Source organism: Brachybacterium subflavum (assembly GCF_009299795.1).
In the GTDB taxonomy this organism is placed as follows: Bacteria; Actinomycetota; Actinomycetes; order Actinomycetales; family Dermabacteraceae; genus Brachybacterium; species Brachybacterium subflavum.
The window spans coordinates 1-20,723 of the sequence record NZ_VIGP01000004.1 but is presented as its reverse complement, the minus strand read 5'-3'; the positions used below and the strand labels follow the sequence as shown (position 1 = coordinate 20,723).

General features: G+C 72.1%; 18 protein-coding genes and 1 tRNA gene. 16 read left to right on the top strand and 3 right to left on the bottom strand.

Annotated features, from left to right (window positions below; all coding sequences use genetic code 11):
* Positions 1 to 28: 28 nt before the first annotated feature.
* Both FHG10_RS10235 and FHG10_RS10230 read right to left on the bottom strand, forming a co-directional pair.
* Complete coding sequence (locus FHG10_RS10235; RefSeq protein ID WP_152353242.1) at positions 29 to 595, bottom strand: MarR family winged helix-turn-helix transcriptional regulator; 567 nt, start codon at positions 593 to 595, stop codon at positions 29 to 31.
* 92 nt (positions 596 to 687) lie between these two features.
* Positions 688 to 1,365, bottom strand: a complete 678-nt coding sequence (locus tag FHG10_RS10230) for a TetR/AcrR family transcriptional regulator (RefSeq protein WP_406565161.1) — start codon at positions 1,363 to 1,365, stop codon at positions 688 to 690.
* Positions 1,366 to 1,448: 83 nt separating this feature from the next.
* Here FHG10_RS10230 and FHG10_RS10225 point away from each other — a divergent pair.
* The 15 genes from FHG10_RS10225 to FHG10_RS10155 all read left to right on the top strand — a co-directional run bounded on the left by FHG10_RS10225 (position 1,449) and on the right by FHG10_RS10155 (position 18,277).
* Positions 1,449 to 1,520, top strand: a tRNA-Gln gene (locus tag FHG10_RS10225).
* A 76-nt stretch (positions 1,521 to 1,596) separates the two neighbouring features.
* Positions 1,597 to 3,078, top strand: coding sequence for a bifunctional UDP-N-acetylglucosamine diphosphorylase/glucosamine-1-phosphate N-acetyltransferase GlmU (glmU, locus tag FHG10_RS10220; protein WP_152353241.1), 1,482 nt, complete (start codon positions 1,597 to 1,599; stop codon positions 3,076 to 3,078).
* Positions 3,078 to 4,058 (top strand): ribose-phosphate diphosphokinase, encoded by a 981-nt coding sequence (locus FHG10_RS10215; RefSeq protein WP_152353240.1) that lies wholly within the window; start codon positions 3,078 to 3,080, stop codon positions 4,056 to 4,058. Before glmU ends, FHG10_RS10215 begins: the two co-directional genes overlap by 1 nt.
* A 219-nt stretch (positions 4,059 to 4,277) precedes the next feature.
* On the top strand, positions 4,278 to 4,919 hold the full coding sequence (locus tag FHG10_RS10210; RefSeq protein WP_152353239.1) for a 50S ribosomal protein L25/general stress protein Ctc: 642 nt from the start codon (positions 4,278 to 4,280) through the stop codon (positions 4,917 to 4,919).
* Between the two features lie 120 nt (positions 4,920 to 5,039).
* A complete protein-coding gene (pth, locus tag FHG10_RS10205; protein ID WP_152353238.1) occupies positions 5,040 to 5,645 on the top strand; it encodes an aminoacyl-tRNA hydrolase in 606 nt (201 codons plus the stop codon).
* Complete coding sequence (gene mfd / locus FHG10_RS10200; RefSeq protein WP_152353237.1) at positions 5,642 to 9,229, top strand: transcription-repair coupling factor; 3,588 nt, start codon at positions 5,642 to 5,644, stop codon at positions 9,227 to 9,229. The genes pth and mfd overlap by 4 nt, the downstream gene beginning before the upstream one ends.
* Positions 9,226 to 9,960, top strand: a complete 735-nt coding sequence (locus FHG10_RS10195) for a MazG nucleotide pyrophosphohydrolase domain-containing protein (protein ID WP_227488177.1) — start codon at positions 9,226 to 9,228, stop codon at positions 9,958 to 9,960. Before mfd ends, FHG10_RS10195 begins: the two co-directional genes overlap by 4 nt.
* 119 nt (positions 9,961 to 10,079) lie before the next feature.
* Positions 10,080 to 11,360 (top strand): phosphopyruvate hydratase, encoded by a 1,281-nt coding sequence (gene eno, locus FHG10_RS10190; protein WP_152353236.1) that lies wholly within the window; start codon positions 10,080 to 10,082, stop codon positions 11,358 to 11,360.
* Between the two features lie 19 nt (positions 11,361 to 11,379).
* Positions 11,380 to 12,087, top strand: coding sequence for an FtsB family cell division protein (locus FHG10_RS10185; protein WP_152353235.1), 708 nt, complete (start codon positions 11,380 to 11,382; stop codon positions 12,085 to 12,087).
* Positions 12,084 to 12,674: a DUF501 domain-containing protein gene (locus FHG10_RS10180; protein WP_406565160.1), complete on the top strand. Its 591-nt coding sequence runs from the start codon at positions 12,084 to 12,086 to the stop codon at positions 12,672 to 12,674. Before FHG10_RS10185 ends, FHG10_RS10180 begins: the two co-directional genes overlap by 4 nt.
* Positions 12,671 to 13,621: a Ppx/GppA phosphatase family protein gene (locus tag FHG10_RS10175; protein WP_152353234.1), complete on the top strand. Its 951-nt coding sequence runs from the start codon at positions 12,671 to 12,673 to the stop codon at positions 13,619 to 13,621. The genes FHG10_RS10180 and FHG10_RS10175 overlap by 4 nt, the downstream gene beginning before the upstream one ends.
* 133 nt (positions 13,622 to 13,754) lie before the next feature.
* Positions 13,755 to 15,125: an NAD(P)/FAD-dependent oxidoreductase gene (locus tag FHG10_RS10170; protein WP_152353233.1), complete on the top strand. Its 1,371-nt coding sequence runs from the start codon at positions 13,755 to 13,757 to the stop codon at positions 15,123 to 15,125.
* Positions 15,126 to 15,400: 275 nt separating this feature from the next.
* Entirely contained in the window at positions 15,401 to 16,186 is a 786-nt protein-coding gene (nagB, locus tag FHG10_RS10165; RefSeq protein WP_152353232.1) for a glucosamine-6-phosphate deaminase, read from the top strand.
* Between the two features lie 136 nt (positions 16,187 to 16,322).
* The gene (locus tag FHG10_RS10160) at positions 16,323 to 17,816 is read left to right on the top strand and encodes an NCS2 family permease (protein WP_152353231.1); all 1,494 of its coding nucleotides are present in this window, start codon (positions 16,323 to 16,325) and stop codon (positions 17,814 to 17,816) included.
* Positions 17,813 to 18,277 carry a MarR family winged helix-turn-helix transcriptional regulator gene (locus FHG10_RS10155; protein ID WP_193636262.1) on the top strand — a complete coding sequence of 155 codons (465 nt, stop codon included), beginning with the start codon at positions 17,813 to 17,815 and terminating at the stop codon, positions 18,275 to 18,277. Before FHG10_RS10160 ends, FHG10_RS10155 begins: the two co-directional genes overlap by 4 nt.
* Positions 18,278 to 18,385: 108 nt before the next feature.
* Here the strand turns inward: FHG10_RS10155 and serC are convergent, their stop codons facing one another.
* Entirely contained in the window at positions 18,386 to 19,522 is a 1,137-nt protein-coding gene (gene serC / locus FHG10_RS10150) for a phosphoserine transaminase (protein WP_152353230.1), read from the bottom strand.
* Between the two features lie 181 nt (positions 19,523 to 19,703).
* On the opposite strand from serC, the gene FHG10_RS10145 reads away from it, so the two are divergent.
* Complete coding sequence (locus FHG10_RS10145) at positions 19,704 to 20,402, top strand: demethylmenaquinone methyltransferase (protein ID WP_152353229.1); 699 nt, start codon at positions 19,704 to 19,706, stop codon at positions 20,400 to 20,402.
* The last annotated feature ends 321 nt before the right edge of the window (positions 20,403 to 20,723 follow it).

The window sequence follows — 20,723 nt, the reverse complement described above, 5'->3', positions numbered from 1 at the left end:
TCCGCCGGTGCGTCAGTCCACCGGCGCGTCAGTTCTCGGTCTCGAAGGGCAGCAGCAGCTCGCGCAGCGCCCGGGCGAGCATCTCGCCATCGGCCGCCGTGCCCGCGGGATCCTGCAAGTGGGCCCGCTGCGACTCGGCGCCCGCGGTATCTGACCGGCCCCCGCCGAGCACCTCGCGCTCGGATTCCAGGAGGATCTCCATGGCGGCGTCGACCTTCTCGATGCCGGCGGGCTCGAGGCTCACGCGCACTGCGCGGCCGTCGTGGGGATCCTTCTCGCGCCGCACGAGCCCGCGCGAGGCGAGCTTCTCGAGGCGGGTGGACATGGTGCCGCTGGTCACGAGCGTCTGCCGCATGAGAGCACCGGGGCTCAGCGGCTCGTCGCCCGCACGGCGCAGGGCCGAGAGGACGTCGAACTCCCAGCCCTCGAGGCCCGTCGCGGTGAAGGCGGCGCGGCGCGCGGACTCCAGGTGGCGGGCGAGGCGCGAGATGCGGGAGAAGACCTCGAGGGGCGAGGTGTCCAGATCGGGCCGGGCCTGGGCCCAGCCGGCGACGATCCGGTCGACCTCGTCGGTGCGTGGGGCGGCAGGCGGCATGGGGGCGAGTCTACGGAATCGCCGGGGAGGAGCTGATGCGCACCTGGGCGGCGCTCCATCCCCGTCTCCGATCCCCGCCTCCGCTCCCGGTCTCACTTCCCGCGCAGCTGCGGGTCCTTCTGCAGAGCGCCGAGGCCGAACCAGGAGAGGTTCACCATCCGCGCCGCCACGTCCTCCTTCGAAGGGATGCGCGTCTCGAGCCACCACTGACCGGTGAACGCGACCATGCCCACGAGCATCTGCGCGTACAGCCCCGCGTCGGCCGCGGTGTAGCGGCGCAGCCGCAGCTGCGCGGTGAGGATCGACTCGACCTTCGCGGCGACGTCCCCGAGCAGCGTCGAGTACGAGCCGCCCTGGTGGGTCGCGGGGGAGTCCCGCACCAGGATCCGGAAGCCGTCCTCGCGCCCGTCGATGTAGGTGAGGAAGGCGAGCGCCGCGCGCTCCATGAGCGTGCGGGGGTGGGCCCGATGATCGTCGAGCGCCGCCTCGAGCGCGCCCAGCAGCGTCGAGGTCTCGCGGTCCACGATCACCGCGTACAGCCCCTCCTTGCCGCCGAAGTGCTCGTAGACGATCGGCTTGGAGACCTGCGCGCGGGCGGCGATCTCCTCGACGCTGGTGGCGTCGTACCCCTTCTCGGCGAACACCGAGCGGCCGATCACCACGAGCTGCTCCCGGCGCTCGCGCCCGCTCATCCGCGGCGCGCGGGCACGGGGACCGACGGAGCGGGGGCCGCCGGCGCGGGCGGACGGCTTCTCGGAAGCGGTGGCCATGAGGCGAGTCTCCCACGCCTCGCCCCGCCGCTCGCCCGCCGGACGTCGGCCGATAGGATCCCGATGGCCCCGCCCAGGGGTGCTCCGCCATGGTGTAATCGGCAACACCTCAGATTTTGGTTCTGAAGTTTCAGGTTCGAGTCCTGATGGCGGAACGGTCCGCCGGCGCTCGCGTCGGCGCCGGATCCGGAACCGTGCCAGCGCCCCGTCCAGCGCACCGAGGAGAACCGCGTGAACGTCCCCGCACCTGCCGCCGTCATCGTGCTCGCCGCAGGAGCCGGCACCCGCATGAGATCCAGGATCCCCAAAGTCCTGCATCCTCTGTGCGGCCGCTCCCTGCTGCTGCACGCGATCGAGGCCGCTCGCGGCACCTCGCCCGCCCAGCTGATCGCCGTGGTCCGCCACGAGCGCGAGAAGGTCGCGGGCCATCTCGCCGAGCACGCACCGGACGTCCTCATCGCGGACCAGGACGCCGTCCCCGGCACGGGCCGCGCCGTCCAGTGCGGCCTCGAGCAGGTCGGCTCGGACTCCGGCACCGTGCTCGTCACCTATGGGGACGTGCCGCTGCTGGACGCGGCGACGCTCACCGAGCTGGTCGCCGCGCACGAGGGCGCGGGAAGCGCCGTCACCGTGCTCACCGCCCGCGTCGCGGATCCCACCGGCTACGGCCGCATCCTGCGCGACCCGCAGTCCGGCGAGGTCGCCGCGATCGTCGAGCACAAGGACGCCGACGAGGACCAGCGCGCGATCGACGAGATCAACTCCGGCATCTACGCCTTCGACGTCGACGTGCTGCGCCGTGCCCTCGGCCGGGTCACAACCGACAACGCCCAGGGCGAGATGTACGTCACCGACGTGCTCGCGATCGCGCGCGCCGAGGGCGGCGCCGTGCGCTCCCTGGTCACAGAGGATGCGATGCTCGTCGAGGGCGTCAACGACCGCGTCCAGCTCGCCCAGCTCGGCTCCGAGATGCGCCGCCGCCTCCTCGAGCGCCACATGCGCGCGGGCGTCACGATCGTCGACCCCGCGACCACCTGGGTCGACGCCGAGGTCTCGATCGGTCAGGACACCGTGATCCAGCCCGGCGTGCAGCTGCTGGGCGCGACCACGATCGGCGAGGACGTCCGCCTGGGCCCCGACTCGACCCTCCAGGACACCGAGGTCGACGACGGCGCGAGCGTGGTGCGCACCCACGCGCTGCTGGCCGAGATCGGCCCCGGGGCGTCCGTCGGCCCCTTCACCTATCTGCGTCCGGGCACCGTGCTGGGCGCGGACGGCAAGATCGGCGGCTTCTGCGAGACGAAGAACGCCCAGATCGGCGACGGCGCGAAGGTGCCCCACCTCAGCTACGTGGGGGACGCCGAGATCGGCGAGGGCACCAACATCGGGGCCGCCACGATCTTCGCGAACTACGACGGGGTCGACAAGCACCGCTCGCGCGTGGGCCGGCATGCGAAGGTCGGCGCGGACAACGTGATCATCGCCCCTGTCGAGATCGGAGACGGCGCGGTGACCGGCGGCGGCACGACGATCCTCCAGGACGTCCCGCCCGGGGCGCTGGCCGTCAACGACACCACCATGAAGATCGTGGAAGGATGGACCTCGCGCCGTCGGCCCGGCACCGTCGCCGACGAGGCGGCGCGCGCCGCCCAGGCCGGCGCCGGCGAGACGGAGGCGTCTTCGTCCGAGGACGGGAAGGAACAGGAGAACTGATGAGCGGTATCACCGCGACAGGCGAGAAGCGGCTGGTCCTGGTCTCCGGGAGGGCTCATCCCGTGCTCGCCCAGGAGGTCGCCGAGGAGCTCGGGGTCGATGTGCTCCCGATGGACGCCTGGGACTTCGCCAACGGCGAGATCTACGTGCGCTACGGCGAGTCGGTGCGCGGCGCCGACGCCTTCGTGCTCCAGTCCACCCCGGCCCCCATCAACCAGTGGGTGATGGAGCACCTGATCATGATCGACGCGCTCAAGCGGGCCTCCGCCAAGCGCGTCACCGCGATCGCCCCCTCCTTCCCCTACGCCCGCCAGGACAAGAAGCACCGCGGCCGCGAGCCGATCTCCGCGCGGCTGATGGCCGATCTCTACGAGACCGCCGGCATCGACCGCATGATCTCCGTGGACCTGCACGCCCCGCAGGTCCAGGGCTACTTCAACAGCCCGCTCGACCACCTCATGGCGCTGCCGATCCTCGCGGACTACGTGAGCTCGAAGTACGGCGAGGAGGACCTCACGGTCGTCTCGCCCGACGCCGGCCGCATCCGGGTGGCGGAGCAGTGGGCTAAGCGCCTGGGCGGCGTGAACCTGGCCTTCATCCACAAGTCGCGCGACCCCAAGAAGCCCAACCAGGCCGTCGCCAAGCGCGTCATCGGCGACGTGGCGGGCAAGACCTGCGTGCTGGTGGACGACATGATCGACACCGCCGGCACCATCGTGCAGGCCGTCGAGGCGCTGAAGGCGAACGGCGCCGCGAGCGTCATCGTGGCGACCACCCACCCGATCCTCTCCGACCCCGCCGCCGAGCGCCTGCGCAGCAGCAGCGTGCGCGAGGTGATCTGCACAAACACCCTCCCGATCCCCGAGGAGAAGTGGTTCGACGGGCTCACCCAGCTCTCGATCGCCCCGCTGCTCGCCCGCGCGATCCGTGCGGTCTTCGACGACGGCTCCGTCACCAGCCTCTTCGACGGCGAGGTCTGACCCCGGGCGGACGCAGCGGCGGACGGCCGGGCGCGGGGCTGTGAGGCCCCTCGCCCGGCCGTCCTGCGTCGGGCCCGCCCGTGGTAATCTCCCCGGGTCACTTCGGCGAGGGAGAGCATCCGCTCTCCGTGATCGACGCGGTGCGGGACGGCTCCCTCGGCGAGGGCGCCCGGTTCCGCGGCGTGCGCTCGCCGCCCGGAAACCGCAAGGAGCATCCCCATGGCTGAGAAGCTGAACGTCGAGAAGCGCGAGGAGTTCGGCAAGGGCGCTGCCCGCCGCATCCGCCGCGAGAACAAGATCCCCGCCGTCCTGTACGGCCACGGCACCGATCCGGTGCACCTCGTGCTGCCCGGCCACGAGACCGCACTGGCGGCCCGCAACGCCAACGCGCTGCTGGACCTCACCCTCCCCGACGGGGAGTCGCACCTGGGCCTCATCAAGGAGATCCAGCGCCACCCGCTGTCGCGCAACATCACCCACCTCGACCTGATCCTCGTCCGCCGCGGCGAGAAGGTCGAGGTCGACATCCCCGTGTACGTCACCGGCGAGCCCGTCTCCCCGGCGATCGCGGTCGTCGACGCCCAGTCGCTCACGCTCTCCGTGGATGCCCTCGCGGTGCCCGAGAGCATCGAGATCTCCGTCGAGGAGCAGGAGGACGGCTACCAGCTGTTCGCCGGCGACGTCGTCCTTCCCCAGGGCACCGAGCTCATCACCGATCCGGAGCTGCTCGTCGTCGCGGTGCAGCTGCCGCGCGTCGAGGAGGAGCCCGAGGAGGAGACCGAGGGCGAGGAGACCGCCGAGGGCGAGGAGTCCTCGGAGGACGCCGAGGAGTCCTCGGAGGAGTCCGAGAAGGAGGAGTGAGCCCGCGCGGTCGCCCTGCGATCGCTTGCTCACAGCTCGTCACCGGGGCGTCGCGCACTGCGCGGCGCCCCGGTAGCGTCTCCCAGGTCCCCGCCCCACATCGCCCCTGGAGGATGCCCCATGACCACCGCGAACGAGACGTTCCTCGTCGTCGGCCTCGGCAACCCGGGCCCCTCCTACGCGGCCACCCGGCACAACATCGGCCAGAGGGTGCTCGACCACGTCGCCGCCCAGACCGGCGGTCGCTTCAAGTCGGCGCGACGCGCCCCCGCCGTCGTCATCGAGGGGCGGATGGGCCCGCCCGGGGCGGGCGCCCGCACGATCCTCGCGAAGTCCACCGGGTTCATGAACACCTCCGGCGGCCCCGTCTCCGCCCTCGCCTCCTTCTACGGCGTCGATCCCGAGCACGTGATCGTCGTGCACGACGAGGTCGACCTGCCCTTCGGCACCCTCCGCCTCAAACGGGGCGGGGGAGAGGGCGGCCACAACGGGCTGCGGGACATCACCAAGGCGCTGGGCACCAAGGAGTACCTGCGCGTGCGCGTCGGGGTGGGCCGGCCGCCCGGACGACAGGACACCGCGGATCACGTGCTCGCGCCCTTCCGCCCCGCCGAGCGCAGGGAGCTCGACCTCGTGATCGACGAGGCGGGCGACGCGCTCGAGCTGCTCGTCCTCGAGGGCCTCACCGCCGCCCAGCAGACCGTCCACTCCCGGGAGGCCCGATGACCGCCTCGACCCCGCCGGCTCCGTCGGCCCCGCTCGCCCCGCTGCTCGACCTCGTCGCGAGCGGTGAGGACCTCACGCGTCTGCGCGAGCTCGTCGCCCCCGACCCGGCCGCATCCGACGTCCCCGTCGAGGACTCGGCGACCGTCGCCCCGACCTCCCTGGTGCCCTTCGCGGTCGCCGACCTCGCGCGCAGCGCCACGCCCGAGTCGCCCCTCGTCGTGCTCACCGCCACGACCCGTGCGGCCGAGGATGCGCGCGCCGCCCTCGAGGCGATGGTCGGCACCGCGCACGTGGCCGAGCTGCCCGCCTGGGAGACCCTCCCGCACGAGCGGCTGTCCCCGCGCGCCGACACCGTCGCCCGGCGCCTGCAGACCCTGCGGCGCATCGCCCATCCCGAGACCGAGCAGGGCGTCAGCGTGCTCCTGCTCCCGGTGCGCAGCCTGCTGCAGCCGATCGCGAAGGGCCTCGGCGACCTGCGCGCCGTGCGCGCCCGCGTGGGTGACGACTACTCGCTCGAGCGCCTCGAGCAGGACCTCGTCGACGCCGCCTACGTGCGCACCGACATGGTCGAGAAGCGCGGCGAGTTCGCCGTGCGCGGCGGGATCCTCGACGTCTTCCCGCCCACCGAGCCCCACCCCGTGCGCGTGGACCTCTTCGGCGACGAGGTCGATGAGGTCCGGTACTTCTCCATCGCCGACCAGCGCTCCCTGGAGTCCGTGCCCCACGGGCTGGACGCCGCGCCCTGCCGCGAGATCCTGCTCAGCGAGACCGTGCGCGAGCGCGCGCGGGACATGGCCGAGAAGCTCCCGGGCGTGCGCGACATGCTCGAGCGGATCGCCGCCGGCATCGCCGTGGACGGCATGGAGTCCCTCAGCCCGGTCCTGGTGGGGGAGATGGAGCAGGTCGTCGACGTGCTCCCCGCGGACTCCCGCTTCCTCGTGATCGATCCCGAGCGCGTGCGCGCCCGCGGGGCGGAGCTGGTCTCCACGACCGACGAGTTCCTCGCCGCGGCCTGGTCGAGCGCGGCCGCCGGCGGCGGCCTGCCCATCGACGTCGGCGAGGCGAGCTTCGTGCCGCTCCCGGACGTGCGCGAGCACGCCCGCTCCCGCGGCCAGCGCTGGCACACCCTGGCTCCCTTCGGCCTCGAGACCGACGTCGACCTCACCGCGCGCGCCGTGAACCACCCCGGCTACTCCGGGCGCGGCGAGGACATCGCGAAGGACCTCACCGCCCGTCGCGCCGAGGGCTGGCGCATCGTGGTCACCATGACCGGCAGCGGCGGTGCCCGCCACGCCGCCGAGTCGCTCCAGGAGCAGGGCCTGCCCGCGCGGTACGTCCATCCGCTCGACGTGCCGCCCGCACCGGGCGAGCCGATCGTCACGGTCGGCCCCTTCGCCGACGGTCTCGTCGACGAGTCGCTGCGGCTCATGGTGATCTCCGAGCGCGATGTCACCGGCAAGACGGGCCAGCGCCGCGCCGGGGGCGAGCGGCGCATCCCCTCGCGCCGCCGCAATGTCGTGGATCCCCTGCAGCTGCGGCCGGGCGACCACGTCGTCCACGCCCACCACGGCGTCGGCCGCTTCGTCGAGATGACCAGCCGCACCGTGGGCTCCGGCGCCAAGGCGACCACCCGCGAGTACCTCGTCATCGAGTACGCGGCCTCGAAGAAGGGGCAGCCGGGGGACCGGCTCTACGTCCCCAGCGATCAGCTCGACCAGGTCACCAAGTACGTCGGCGGCGAGGACCCCACGGTCAACCGCATGGGCGGCGCCGACTGGGCGAAGACCAAGTCGCGGGCCCGCAAGGCGATCCGCGAGATCGCCGACGAGCTCGTGCGCCTGTACTCCGCGCGCCAGAGCGCCCCCGGCCACTCCTTCGGCCCCGACACCCCCTGGCAGCGCGAGCTCGAGGACTCCTTCGAGTTCGTCGAGACCCCCGATCAGCTCTCCACGATCGACGACGTCAAGGGAGACATGGAGAAGGCCGTGCCGATGGACCGCCTGATCCTCGGCGACGTCGGCTACGGCAAGACGGAGATCGCGGTGCGCGCCGCCTTCAAGGCCGTCCAGGACGGCAAGCAGGTCGCCGTGCTCGCCCCCACGACCCTGCTCTCCCAGCAGCACCTGGACACCTTCACCGAGCGCTTCACGGGCTTCCCCGTCACCGTGCGCGGGCTCTCCCGCTTCCAGTCCGACGCCGACTCGCAGGCCACCATCGAGGGCCTGCGCGACGGCAGCGTCGACGTGGTCATCGGCACCCACCGCCTGATCACGGGACAGGTGCGATTCAAGGACCTGGGCCTGCTGATCATCGACGAGGAGCAGCGCTTCGGCGTCGAGCACAAGGAGACCCTCAAGGCGATGCGCACGAACGTGGACGTGCTGTCCATGTCCGCCACGCCGATCCCGCGCACCCTCGAGATGGCCGTGACCGGCATCCGTGAGATGTCCACGCTCGCGACCCCGCCCGAGGAGCGCCATCCCGTGCTCACCTACGTGGGTGCGGAGGACGACAAGCAGATCACCGCCGCGATCCGCCGCGAGCTGCTGCGGGAGGGCCAGGTCTTCTTCATCCACAACCGCGTCGAGGACATCGACGCCACCGCCCAGCGGCTGCGCGAGCTCGTGCCCGACGCGCGCGTCCAGGTGGCCCACGGCAAGATGAACGAGAACCAGCTCGAGCGGGTGATCGTCGACTTCTGGGAGAAGGAGTTCGACGTGCTCGTGTGCACCACGATCGTCGAGACCGGCCTGGACATCGCCAACGCCAACACGCTGATCGTGGAGAACGCCGACCGCTTCGGCCTCTCCCAGCTGCACCAGCTGCGCGGCCGCGTGGGCCGCTCGAGCGAGCGCGCCTACGCCTACTTCCTCTACGACGGCTCGAAGCCGCTCACCGAGACCGCATCGGACCGCCTGACCACGCTCGCCACCAACACCGACCTCGGCGCTGGCATGCAGGTGGCCATGAAGGATCTCGAGATCCGCGGCGCCGGCAACCTGCTGGGCGGCGAGCAGTCCGGGCACATCGCGGGCGTCGGCTTCGACCTCTACGTGCGGATGGTGGGGGAGGCCGTCGCGGCCTTCCGCGGCGAGTCCACCGCGCCCACCAAGGACGTCAAGGTCGAGCTGCCGCTGGACGCCCATGTGCCCCACGACTACATCGCCTCCGAGCGCCTGCGCCTCGAGGCCTACTCGAAGCTCTCCGGTGCGAGCGATCCGGCGACCATCGAGGAGGTCCGCGCCGAGCTCGCGGACCGCTACGGCGCGCCGCCGGCCCCGGTCGAGGTGCTGCTGGACGTGGCCCGATTCCGCCTCGAGTGCCGGGACGCCGGCATCGAGGAGGTGCAGGCGCAGGGCAAGATGATCCGCTTCGCCCACCTCGAGCTGCCCGACTCCGTGGCCATGCGCATGAAGCGCCTGTACCCGGGCACCATGCTCAAGCCCGCCGTGCGCCAGGTGCTCGTCCCCCGGCCGACGACCTCCCGCGTGGGCGGCACGGAGCTGCGCGACCATGAGCTGCTCGCCTGGGCCCGGAAGGTGCTCGGCGTGCTGCGGCCCGCGCAGGCGGAGGACGCGGCGTGAGCCCCGAGCGGCCCGACACCCCGCAGGCGCCGCGCGGGGCCGAGCTGCTGCGCGCCGTCGCCGTCATGGAGGCCCTGCGCGCCCCCGACGGGGACGCCTGGAGCGCCCTGCAGACCCATCATTCGCTCGCCCGCTACCTCCTCGAGGAGACCCACGAGGTCCTCGAGGCGATCGAGGAGGGGGAGGGGCATCTGCCCGACGAGCTCGGCGACCTGCTCTTCCAGATCCTCTTCCACGCGCGCCTCGGGCAGGAGGAGGACCCCGCCTGGGACGTCGACGACGTGGCCCGCGCCTTCGTCGAGAAGATGGAGCGGCGCAACCCGCACGTCTTCGGCGCGGACCGCGGGGACGCGCTCGGGGACCGCGGCGACGTCGAGCAGATCATCGCCCAGTGGCATGCCGTGAAGGCGCAGGAGCGGGCGGAGCTGGACGGGGACCGCGCAGCTCTGCGGACCGGTCGCCTTCCCGATACCTGGTTCGACGGCATCCCCCATGCGCTGCCCGCGCTCCAGGCCGCCGCCAAGAGCGTCCACCGCTCCCGCTCCGATGGTCGGCTCGAAGAGCTCTCCGCGGCCGCGGAGTCCGCCGCCGCGGCCGACGACGCCGAGGAGTGGGGCGCGGACATCGCGCTCGCGCTGCTGGCCGTCGTGCGCGGTGCCGAGGCCCGTGACGTCGACCCCGAGTCGGCGCTGCGCACCCTTCTCACGCGCACGCGGGAGCTCCCGCGCTGAGGAGCCGGCGCCCGCCGTGGGCGGCCCAGGGTCCGCCCCTGCGCGACGACTAGACTGGCCCCGACACCGGCCCGCCCGTGCGGCGCCGGACCTGACCTCACCGAAGGAAGGAAACCCACATGGCTCTCATCGACGCCGTCATCTCCCGCGAGATCCTCGATTCTCGGGGCAACCCCACCGTCGAGGTCGAGGTGCTGCTGGACGACAGCACCTTCGCCCGCGCCGAGGTCCCCTCGGGCGCCTCCACCGGCCAGTTCGAGGCCGTCGAGCTGCGCGACGGCGACAAGGGCCGCTACCTCGGCAAGGGCGTGACCAAGGCCGTCCAGGCCGTCGTCGACTCCCTGGGCCCGGAGGTCGTGGGACTGGACGCGCAGGAGCAGCGCGCCATCGACCAGGCCATGATCGAGGCCGACGGCACCGCCAACAAGGGCACCCTGGGCGCGAACGCGATCCTCGGCGTCTCCCTCGCGGTCGCCCGCGCCGCCGCCGACTCCTCGGCCCTCCCGCTCTACCAGTACGTCGGCGGCCCGAACGCCCACGTGCTCCCCGTCCCGATGATGAACATCCTCAACGGCGGGTCCCACGCGGACTCCAACGTCGACATCCAGGAGTTCATGATCGCGCCGATCGGTGCGAGCAGCTTCGTGGAGGCCGTCCGCATGGGCGCCGAGGTGTACCACGCGCTCAAGGCCGTCCTCAAGGAGCGCGGACTGGCCACGGGCCTCGGCGACGAGGGCGGCTTCGCGCCGAACCTCGAGTCCAACCGTGCGGCGCTCGATCTCATCCTCGAGGCGGTCCGCAACGCCGGCTACGCCCCCGGCGCCGACGTGGCGCTCGCGCTCGACGTCGCCGCCTCCGAGTTCTTCGAGGACGGCTCCTACGCCTTCGAGGGCGGCAAGAAGTCCAGCCAGGAGCTCATCGACTACTACACCGAGCTCGTGGACGCCTACCCGCTGGTCTCCATCGAGGACCCGCTGGACGAGGAGGACTGGGACGGCTGGAAGGCCATCACCGACGCCCTGGGCGACAAGGTCCAGATCGTGGGCGACGACCTCTTCGTCACCAACCCTGAGCGGCTCGGCAAGGGCATCGACCTCGGTGCCGCCAACGCGCTGCTGGTCAAGGTCAACCAGATCGGCTCGCTCACCGAGACCCTCGACGCGGTCGACCTCGCGCACCGCAGCGGCTACCGCTGCATGATGTCGCACCGCTCGGGCGAGACCGAGGACACCACGATCGCGGACCTCGCGGTCGCCGTGAACTGCGGCCAGATCAAGTCCGGCGCCCCCGCCCGCGGCGAGCGCGTGAACAAGTACAACCAGCTGATCCGCATCGAGGAGGAGCTGGGCGAGGCCGCGACCTACGCCGGCGCCTCGGCGTTCCCGCGGTTCTCCGCCTGAGCGCGCTACTCTCGAGCGCATGACTGCACGACGACCGGGCGCCCCGCGATCCACGGGACGCCCGGTCGCCGCGTCCGGGGGCCGGCGCGGCGACCGCGCCCGCGCCTCCGGCGATCGGCGACCGGGCAGCGCCTCCTCGCGCCCCGCCTCCGCCTCCCGCCCGCGCAGCGTGCCCCGCGGCACGGATCCTGCCGACGAGCCCGACGGCCCGGTCATCACGATCACGCGTCGGGCGCTCATCCTCATCGCGGTGATCGTCGTGGCCCTCGCCACTCTCGTGCCGACGCTCAACACCTTCATCGCCCAGCGCCAGGAGCTCGCCTCCCTCCAGGACCAGGTCTCCGACCAGCGGGACGAGGTCGCCGATCTCCAGACGCAGGTCGACCGCTGGGACGACCCGAACTACGTGGCCGCCCAGGCCCGCGAGCGCCTGCTCTACGCGATGCCGGGGGAGACGCAGTACCGGCTCATGGACTCCTCGGGGAACGACGTCCCGCTCACGGAGGCGCAGCAGAAGCAGGCCGAGGCCTCCTCCGGCGCCTGGTACGCGACCCTGTGGAGCAGCGTCGAGGGCGCGAGCCGCGCCGACCCCGGCACCACGTCGGTCTCGCCGGCCGACGGCAGGGCCGACGACCCGCAGGCCCCCGGCACGGGCAGGAACAACGGATCCGGCGCCTCCGACGCGGGCGGCGGCGCCGACTCACCCAGCGACCAGGACGACGAGTGACCACGCTTCCCCAACCCGTTCCCACCCCGTTCCCCGGCGCGCTTCCGCCGCTGCCGCACGAGACCCCCGCGAGCGAGGACGACCTCGCCCGGATGCGGGACCAGGTGGGCCGCGAGATGCGCGGCGTCCACTCTGTCGCGCGCCGCTGCGCCTGCGGGCGCCCCGCCGTGGTGCGCACCCTGCCCCGGCTCCCCGGCGGCACGCCGTTCCCGACCTCGTTCTATCTCACCCTGCCCAGCATGGTGCAGGCCGCCTCGCACCTCGAGGCCGCGGGGCGCCTCACCGAGCTCACCGCGCAGCTCGGCGAGGATCCCGAGCTCGCCGCGGGCTATCGCCGCGCCCACGAGCGCTACCTCGAGCGCCGCGCCGAGCTCGGGAGCGTCGAGGAGATCGAGGGCATCAGCGCGGGCGGCATGCCCGGCCGCGTGAAGTGCCTGCACGCGATCATCGGCCACGGACTGGCCGAGGGGCCCGGGATCAACCCCGTGGCCGACCTCGTCCTCGCCGAGATCGCGCCCGACACCGAGATCTCCGTCTGCCGCTGCGAGAGCTTCGAGCAGGCCGACGAGGAGGAGGACGAGCGATGAGCGCCGCCGAGAGCTCCGCGACCCCCGTCGCCGCGATCGACTGCGGCACGAACTCGATCCGCCTTCTGATCGTCCGCGGCTCGGCCGACGGCGGGCTCGTGGACGTCGAGCGCAGGATGGAGGTCGTGCGCCTGGGCTACGGCGTGGACCGCACCGGGCGTTTCGACCCCACCGCGATCGAGCGCACCCTCGCGGCGACGCGCGAGTACGCCGCGGCGATCTCCGCGCACGGCGCCGAGCGGATCCGCTTCGTCGCCACCTCCGCGACGCGCGACGCCGCCAACCGCGAGGAGTTCATCGACGGCGTCCGGGAGATCCTCGGGGTCGTTCCCGAGGTCGTCCCCGGGGATGCCGAGGCCGAGCTGTCCTTCCGCGGAGCCGTGAGCACCCTCGACGGACTCGTCCCGGGGCAGCGCCTGGTCGTGGACATCGGGGGCGGCTCCACCGAGCTCGTCGCCGGCGTCGAGGCGCCCGAGCACCGGATCAGCCTGGACATGGGCTCCGTCCGTCTCACCGAGCGCCACCTGCGCTCCGACCCGCCGAGCACCGCGGAGATCGAGGCCGCGCGCGCGGACATCGACTCCCTGCTCGACCGCGCCGAGGAGACCGTGCCGCTGGCGCCCACCCGCACCCTCGTCGGCGTCGCCGGGACAGTCACCACGCTCACCGCTCTCGCCCAGGGCCTCGAGGTCTACACGCCCGATGCCACCCACGGCGCGCGCCTGGACATCGCCCGCGTGCGCGAGGTCTGCCTCGAGGTGCTCGCCATGAGCACGGACGAGCGCCGCCGCCGCCCGATCATCCATCCCGGACGGATCGACGTGATCGGCGCCGGCGCGCTGATCTGGGAGCGCGTGCTCGCCAGGGTGCAGGACGCCTCCGGGATCCTCGAGGTGCGCTCCTCCGAGCACGACATCCTCGACGGCATCGCGCTGTCCCTGCTGTGATCTGAACCACCGCGCGGAAAGCGGCGACCTGCACGAACGTGCGGGCAGTGACGCAGAAACGCCCCGAAAGCGGCGATGTCTTGCCGAGCGGAGGTTTTTTCCTCGCACAGCCGCTTGGCCCTATCCTGTCGGTATGAACACCATCACCGGCGGAAAGCCCCATGTCCTCATCCTCGGCGGCGGGTCCGTCGGGCTCACCACGGCCAGCGAGCTGCGCAAGTCGCTCGGCTCCGACATCGCGATCACGGTCGTGGACTCGCGCCCGTACCTGACCTTCGCCCCCTTCCTCCCCGAGGTGGGCTCCGGCTCGATCGACCCGCGCAACGCGCTGGCCCCGCTCCGCAAGGCGCTCTCGGGCACCAAGGTCGTCACCGGTGCCGTCACCGGCGTGAAGAGCTCCGAGAAGGTCGTCTCGGTCGAGACCGAGGACGGCGACGACCTCGAGATCTCCTACGACTACCTCGTGCTGGGCCTGGGCTCCGTGCCGCGCCTGCTGCCGATCCCCGGCCTCGCCGAGAACGCGATCGGCTTCAAGTGGGTCGAGGAGGCCGTGGCCGTGCGCGACCGCATCCTCGCGAACCTCGCGGAGGCCGCGTCGACCAAGGATCCCCGCACCCGCAAGCGCCTGCTCACCTTCACCTTCATCGGCGGCGGCTTCGCCGGCGGCGAGGCCGTGGCGGAGGCCGAGGACATGGTCCGCGACGCCCTGCGCTACTACCCCGACCTGCACTCCTCGGACGTGCGCTTCGTGCTCATCGACGCCGCGCCCTTCATCTTCCCCGAGGTCAGCGAGGAGCAGCGCGCCTACGCGCTCAACCAGCTGCGTGAGCGCGGCGTCGAGGTCAAGCTCGAGACGTTCGTGAACTCCTGCGAGAACAACGTCATCAAGACCAGCGACGACGACGAGTTCGAGACCGACCTGATCGTCTGGAACGCGGGCGTGAAGCCGAACCCGCTGCTGAGCGAGGCCGAGGCCTTCGACATCCCCGTGCTCTCCGAGCGCGGCCCGAAGATGGGCAAGCTCGAGTGCCTCCCCGACCTGCGCGTCAAGGGCGCTGACGGCGCGATGGACGACGTGTTCGCCGGCGGCGACTGCGCGGCAGTCCCGGACCTGGCCTCCGGCGAGGACAAGATCTGCCCGCCCAACGCCCAGCACGCCGTGCGCCAGGGCAAGCGGATCGCGGACAACGTCACGCGCTCCGTGCAGGGACGCCCGCTCGTGGACTACTACCACAAGAACATGGGCACCATGGCGACCCTCGGCATGTACAAGGGCATGGGCTACGTGCTGCTCGGCGACAAGCGCATCGAGCTCAAGGGCCTCCCGGCCTGGGCCGCAGCGCGCGCCTACCACCTGTACACGATGCCGACGATCGGCCGGAAGGCCGCCGTCGTCGCCGACTGGGTGAGCACCGCGATCTCGCGCCGCGACATCATCGGCATCCCGCAGTCGACCAACCCCCGCGGCGCCTTCGAGCTCGCGGCCGGTCCGAAGAAGAAGTGACGCGCTGACCGCCATGCGCACGAGGCGCTGACGCGCCAGGACGCCGACGGGCCCCGGGGAACCATCCCCGGGGCCCGTCGGCGTCCTGCTGTCCGGACCATCGGGTCGATGATCGGTCGCGCGCAGCGGCCCCGCCGTGCGCGCTCCGGACCGTCCCGCGTGCCCTATGATGTGACCGTACGTGAGCGGCGGACGTTCGAACCGGTCATGCTCGATCATCGATGAGCCGTCCGTCGGGTGCTGCCCGAGCCGGACGGCGGACTGCAGGAGGACCCGTGGAGATCATCATCGCGAAGGACGCCGAGCAGGCGGCCGCCCTCGTCGCCGACCGCTTCGAGGAGGTCCTGCACGAGCGCGGCGAGGACGGCGCCGTGCTCGGCCTGGCGACCGGCTCGAGCCCGGTCCTGACCTATCGCGAGCTGATCGCGCGCCACCGCGAGCAGGGACTGAGCTTCGCCCACGCCCGCGCCTTCCTGCTCGACGAGTACATCGGCCTCAGCGCCGACCACGAGCAGAGCTACCACCGCTTCATCCGCGACACCTTCACCGGCCACGTGGACATCCCCGATGAGCTCGTGCTCTCGCCCGACGGCGAGGCGCCCGACCCGCGTGCGGAGGCCGTGCGCTACGACGCCTCGATCGGCGAGGCCGGCGGTGTGGACATCCAGATCCTCGGCATCGGCGCCAACGGCCACATCGGCTTCAACGAGCCCAGCAGCTCCTTCGGCTCCCGCACCCGCGTGAAGACCCTCACCGAGCAGACCGTGCGCGACAATGCGCGCTTCTTCTCGAGCCCCGACGAGGTCCCGATCCACGTCCTCACCCAGGGCCTCGAGACCATCCGCGAGGCCCGCCGGATCGTGCTCATCGCGACCGGCGAGGGGAAGGCCCGGGCCGTGCGGGACATGGTCGAGGGGCCCGTGAGCGCCGCCTGCCCGGCGAGCATCCTGCAGATGCACCCCGCGGTCACCGTCGTCGTCGACGAAGAGGCCGCGCGTGATCTCACGCACGCCGACTACTACCGCTTCATCCAGTCGCAGAAGGACCGTCTGGACAGCTGAGCAGCGCGTGCGCTCGGCGCTTGTCCGCCGAGCGCACGCGCCGCCGGGCGTCCTCAGCGCCGATCCGGCTCGCGCGGAGCGTCCAGCGCAACCGCCCGGGGAACGTCCCGCACGCGTGCGCCGATAGCATCTGGACATGCACACGACGCCCCCCGGCACGACCGCGCCCGCCCCCACCGGCGCCCCCTCCGGCCTCGATCGCTTCTTCGGGATCAGCGCCCGGGGCTCCAGCATCGGCCGCGAGGTGCGCGGCGGCATCGTCACCTTCTTCGCGATGTGCTACATCGTGGTGCTGAACCCGCTGATCATCGGCACGGTCCCCGACTCCACCGGGCACTACCTGGGCGGCGGCACCGAGCCCAACCTGCCCGCGGTCGCCGCCGGCACGGCGCTCGTCGCCGGCCTCCTCACGATCCTCATGGGCGCCTGGGCGAAGTTCCCCCTCGCTCTCGCCGCGGGCCTCGGCCTGAACGCCGTGATCGCCTACTCGGTCGCGCCGCTGCCGGGCATGACCTGGGGCGGCGCGATGGGCCTCGTGGTGATCGAGGGCGTCGTCGTGCTGATCCTCGTGCTCACCGGGTTCCGCCGGGCCGTCTTCAACGCGGTGCCGCCGTTCATGAAGACCGCGATCGGCGTGGGCCTGGGCCTGTTCATCGCCTTCGTGGGCCTGTTCAACGCCCGCTTCATCACCCCCGCCGACGGCACCCCGGTCCAGCTGGGCGCGGACGGCTCCCTGGCGGGCTGGCCGATCCTCGTCTTCATCGTGGGCCTGGTCCTCATGTTCGCGCTGTACGTGCGCAGGATCCCCGGCGCCATCCTCATCGCGATCGTCGCCGCCACCGTGCTCGCGATCGTCATCGAGCAGGTCGTCGGCGTGGGCGCATACTCCGACGGGTCCGACGGCGGTGCCGCGAACCCGCACGGCTGGAGCCTGAACGTGCCGAGCCTCGGCGGCTCGCCCCTGCAGATGCCCGACTTCTCGACCCTGTTCACCGTCGACCCCATCGGCGGCATCACCGCGGCCGGCGCCGTGGGCGCGACCACGATCGTGTTCTCGCTGCTGCTGGCCGACTTCTTCGACACCATGGGCACCATGGTCGCGGTCGCCGCCGAGGGCGACATGCTCGACGACGACGGCGACATCCCCCATTCCCAGCGCATCCTGGTGGTCGACTCCCTCGCGGCGATCGCCGGCGGCGTCGGCGGCGTCTCCTCGGCCACGAGCTACGCCGAGTCGGCATCGGGCGTCGCCGAGGGCGCCCGCACGGGTCTGGCCGCAGTCGTCGCGGGCCTCGCGTTCCTGCTCAGCACCCTGCTCTCACCGCTCGTCGCGATGGTGCCCTACGAGGCGGCCACCCCGGCGCTGGTGATGGTCGGCTTCCTCATGATGACCCAGGTGACCTCGATCGACTTCACCGACGTCGAGAAGGCGATCCCCGCCTTCCTCACCATCATGCTGATGCCCTTCACGTACTCGATCACGGTGGGCATGGGCGCGGGGTTCCTCATGTTCGTCGTGATCCGGATCGTGCGCGGCAAGGCCCGCGAGGTCCACTGGCTGATGTACGTGGTGGCCGTCATGTTCGTGCTCTACTTCCTGCGCGGCCCCCTCGAGAGCCTGCTGACGTGAGCGACCCGGCTCGCGAGGCGCACGTCGACGACATCGTCGCGGATCTCCACCGCGTGCTGCTGGTGTCCTCGCGGCGCCTGCGCTCGCGCGCCGCCTCCGACCAGGTCTCCGTGGCCCAGTTCTCCGTCCTCGCCTACCTCCACCGGGAGGGCGAGGCGACGCCGGGGCGCGTCGCCGACTTCGAGCGCGTGAGTCCGCCCGTGATGACCCGCATCATCGGCCGGCTCGAGGAGGCGGGCTGGGTCGCCCGGCGTCCGCACCCGAGCGACCGGAGACAGGTTCTGCTCGCCCTCACCGAGGCGGGCGCGACGATCGTCGAGGAGGGCCGACGGGCCCGCAGCGCCTGGCTGCGCGAGCGGGTCGACGGCCTCGACGACACCCAGCTCGGGCAGCTGGAGACAGCCGCCCGCATGCTGCGCGACGTCCTCCTGGACGCTCCGCGCGACAGCGTCCGCGAGTAGCCGCGCCGGAGCGGTGCGAAGGAAGGGCCCGGGCCGACGGCTCGGGGGCCATCCGGCCCAGGCCCTTGGCCCGGGTGGTCCGGTCCGTCCCCGTGACCGGCCTTCTGCTCAGTCCTCCCGCAGGGCGTCCAGGACGTGGTCGAGGACCGCGATCAGGGCGCGCACATCGGACTCCGGCACCGCGGGGAAGGTCGCGATCCGCAGCTGGTTGCGGCCGAGCTTCCGGTACGGCTCGATGTCCACGATCCCGCGCGAGCGCAGCAGAGAGGCGATGCCCGCGGCGTCGACGTCGTCGGCCAGGTCGAGCGTCGTCACGACCTGCGAGCGCAGCGACGGGTCCGTGACGAAGGGGGTGACCTCTTCGCGCGAGGCCGCCCAGTCCTGCAGCAGGCCGCTGGTGGCACGGGTGCGGGCGTCGGCCCAGGCGAGGCCCCCCTGGGCGAGGATCCACTCGATCTGCTCGGCGAGCAGCACGAGGGTCGCGATCGCCGGGGTGTTCAGCGTCTGGTTCTTGCGGGAGTTGCTGATCGCGGCCGTGAGCGAGAGGAACTCGGGGATCCAGCGGTCGCCGTCGGCGAGCTGCTCGGCGCGCTCGATCGCGGCGGGGGAGAGGGCTGCGATCCAGAGCCCGCCGTCGGAGGCGAAGGACTTCTGCGGGGCGAAGTAGTAGGCATCGGTCTGGGCGAGGTCCACGGCCACCCCGCCTGCGGCGCTCGTCGCGTCGATGAGGACCAGCTGGTCCTCATCGGCTCCCTCGGGGCGGACCACGGGGAGCATCACGCCGGTCGACGTCTCGTTCTGCGGCCAGGCGTAGGCGTCCACCGTGTCATCCGCCCGGGGGGCGATGCCGGCCCCGGGCTCGGCGCGCAGCACCGAGGGATCCGCGAGATGGGGCGCGCCAGCGATCTCCGCCGCGAACTTCGAGGAGAATTCGCCGAGGACCAGGTGTTGCGCGCGCTCGCGGATCAGACCGAAGGCGGCCGCATCCCAGAACGCGGTCGAGCCGCCGTTGCCCAGGACGACCTCGTACCCCTCGGGGAGGGAGAAGAGTTCCGCGAGGCCCTCGCGGACCCGGCGCACGAGGTCCTTGACGGGCGCCTGTCGGTGGGAGGTCCCCATGACGCTCGAGCCGACGGCCGAGAGAGCGGCCATCTGCTCGGGACGGATCCGCGAGGGACCGGAGCCGAACCGCCCGTCCGTCGGGAGCAGCTCATCGGGGATGGTGATGCGGTCGAGCGCGGGCACTGGGCCTCCTGAGAGGTGAGGATGGTGGACAGGGCGCGGCGGCCGCGGCGCCGGAGAGCGCCGCGTCGGCGCCGACCATGCCATTGTCCGACGAGGTCCCCACTCCGTGCGACACGGCTCCGCTGTGTGGACGGTCCCGTAGGGGACGGACGAGGGCCCGAGTTCTGGCAGTATCGGAGGCATGAACCGCGCGGATCTCGACAAGAACCCCTACGACGTCGCCGGGATGTTCGACGGCATCGCGCGCAGGTACGACCTCATGAACGACCTCGCCGCCCTGGGTCAGGTGCGCTCGTGGCGCCGGGCGATGGTGGACTCGCTCGACATCACCCCCGGCCAGCAGGTCCTGGACATCGCCGCCGGCACGGGCACGTCGACGGCCGCGCTGGTCGACGCCGGCGCCGACGCCGTCGCCGCGGACTTCTCCCTGGGCATGATGGAGGAGGGCCGTCGGCGCCAGCCGCACATCCCGTTCGTCGCCGCCGATGCACAGGCGCTGCCCTTCGCCGATGACTCCTTCGACGCAGCAGTCATCTCCTTCGGTCTGCGCAACGTGCAGCGGCCCCGGACCGCGATCGGCGAGATGGCGCGCGTGGTCCGGCCCGGTGGGCGGGTCGTCATCTGCGAGTTCTCGACGCCCACCTCCACCGTGTTCCGCACGGTCTACAGCAGGTACCTGCTGCGCGCGATCCCCGCGGTCGCCCATCGGGTGACGCAGAGCCCGGAGGCGTACGACTACCTCTCGGAGTCGATCCTCGACTGGCCGGACCAGGAGGAGCTGCGCACCTGGATGCTCGAGGAGGGCCTGAAGCAGGTCCAGTTCCGCAACCTCACCGGCGGCATCGTGGCCCTGCACCGCGGCCTGGTGCCGTCCGCCTGAAACTCGGTCCTCAGAGCGCTGGGCGCACGGCAATGCGCCGGCAGGCACCGCAGGCTCGTGGCCCACACACACACAGGCACGACGCGAGGGCTCCGACCGCGTGAGAGGGGAATCTCCCGCGTCGAGGAGCGGGGCCCACCCAGACGCACGTGGTGCAGAACACGCTCTGACCTGGGGCTGTGGAGTTGACGTGGGGGCTCGGGGTGCGTAAGTTATTACCTCGTGCCCGGCCGACAGGTTCGGGGGACCGGAAACACTGTTTCGGGTTTCTCGGATGGGGTTGGGCGCTCCGGTTAATCTAATAGTCAGTTTCGGTGGTAG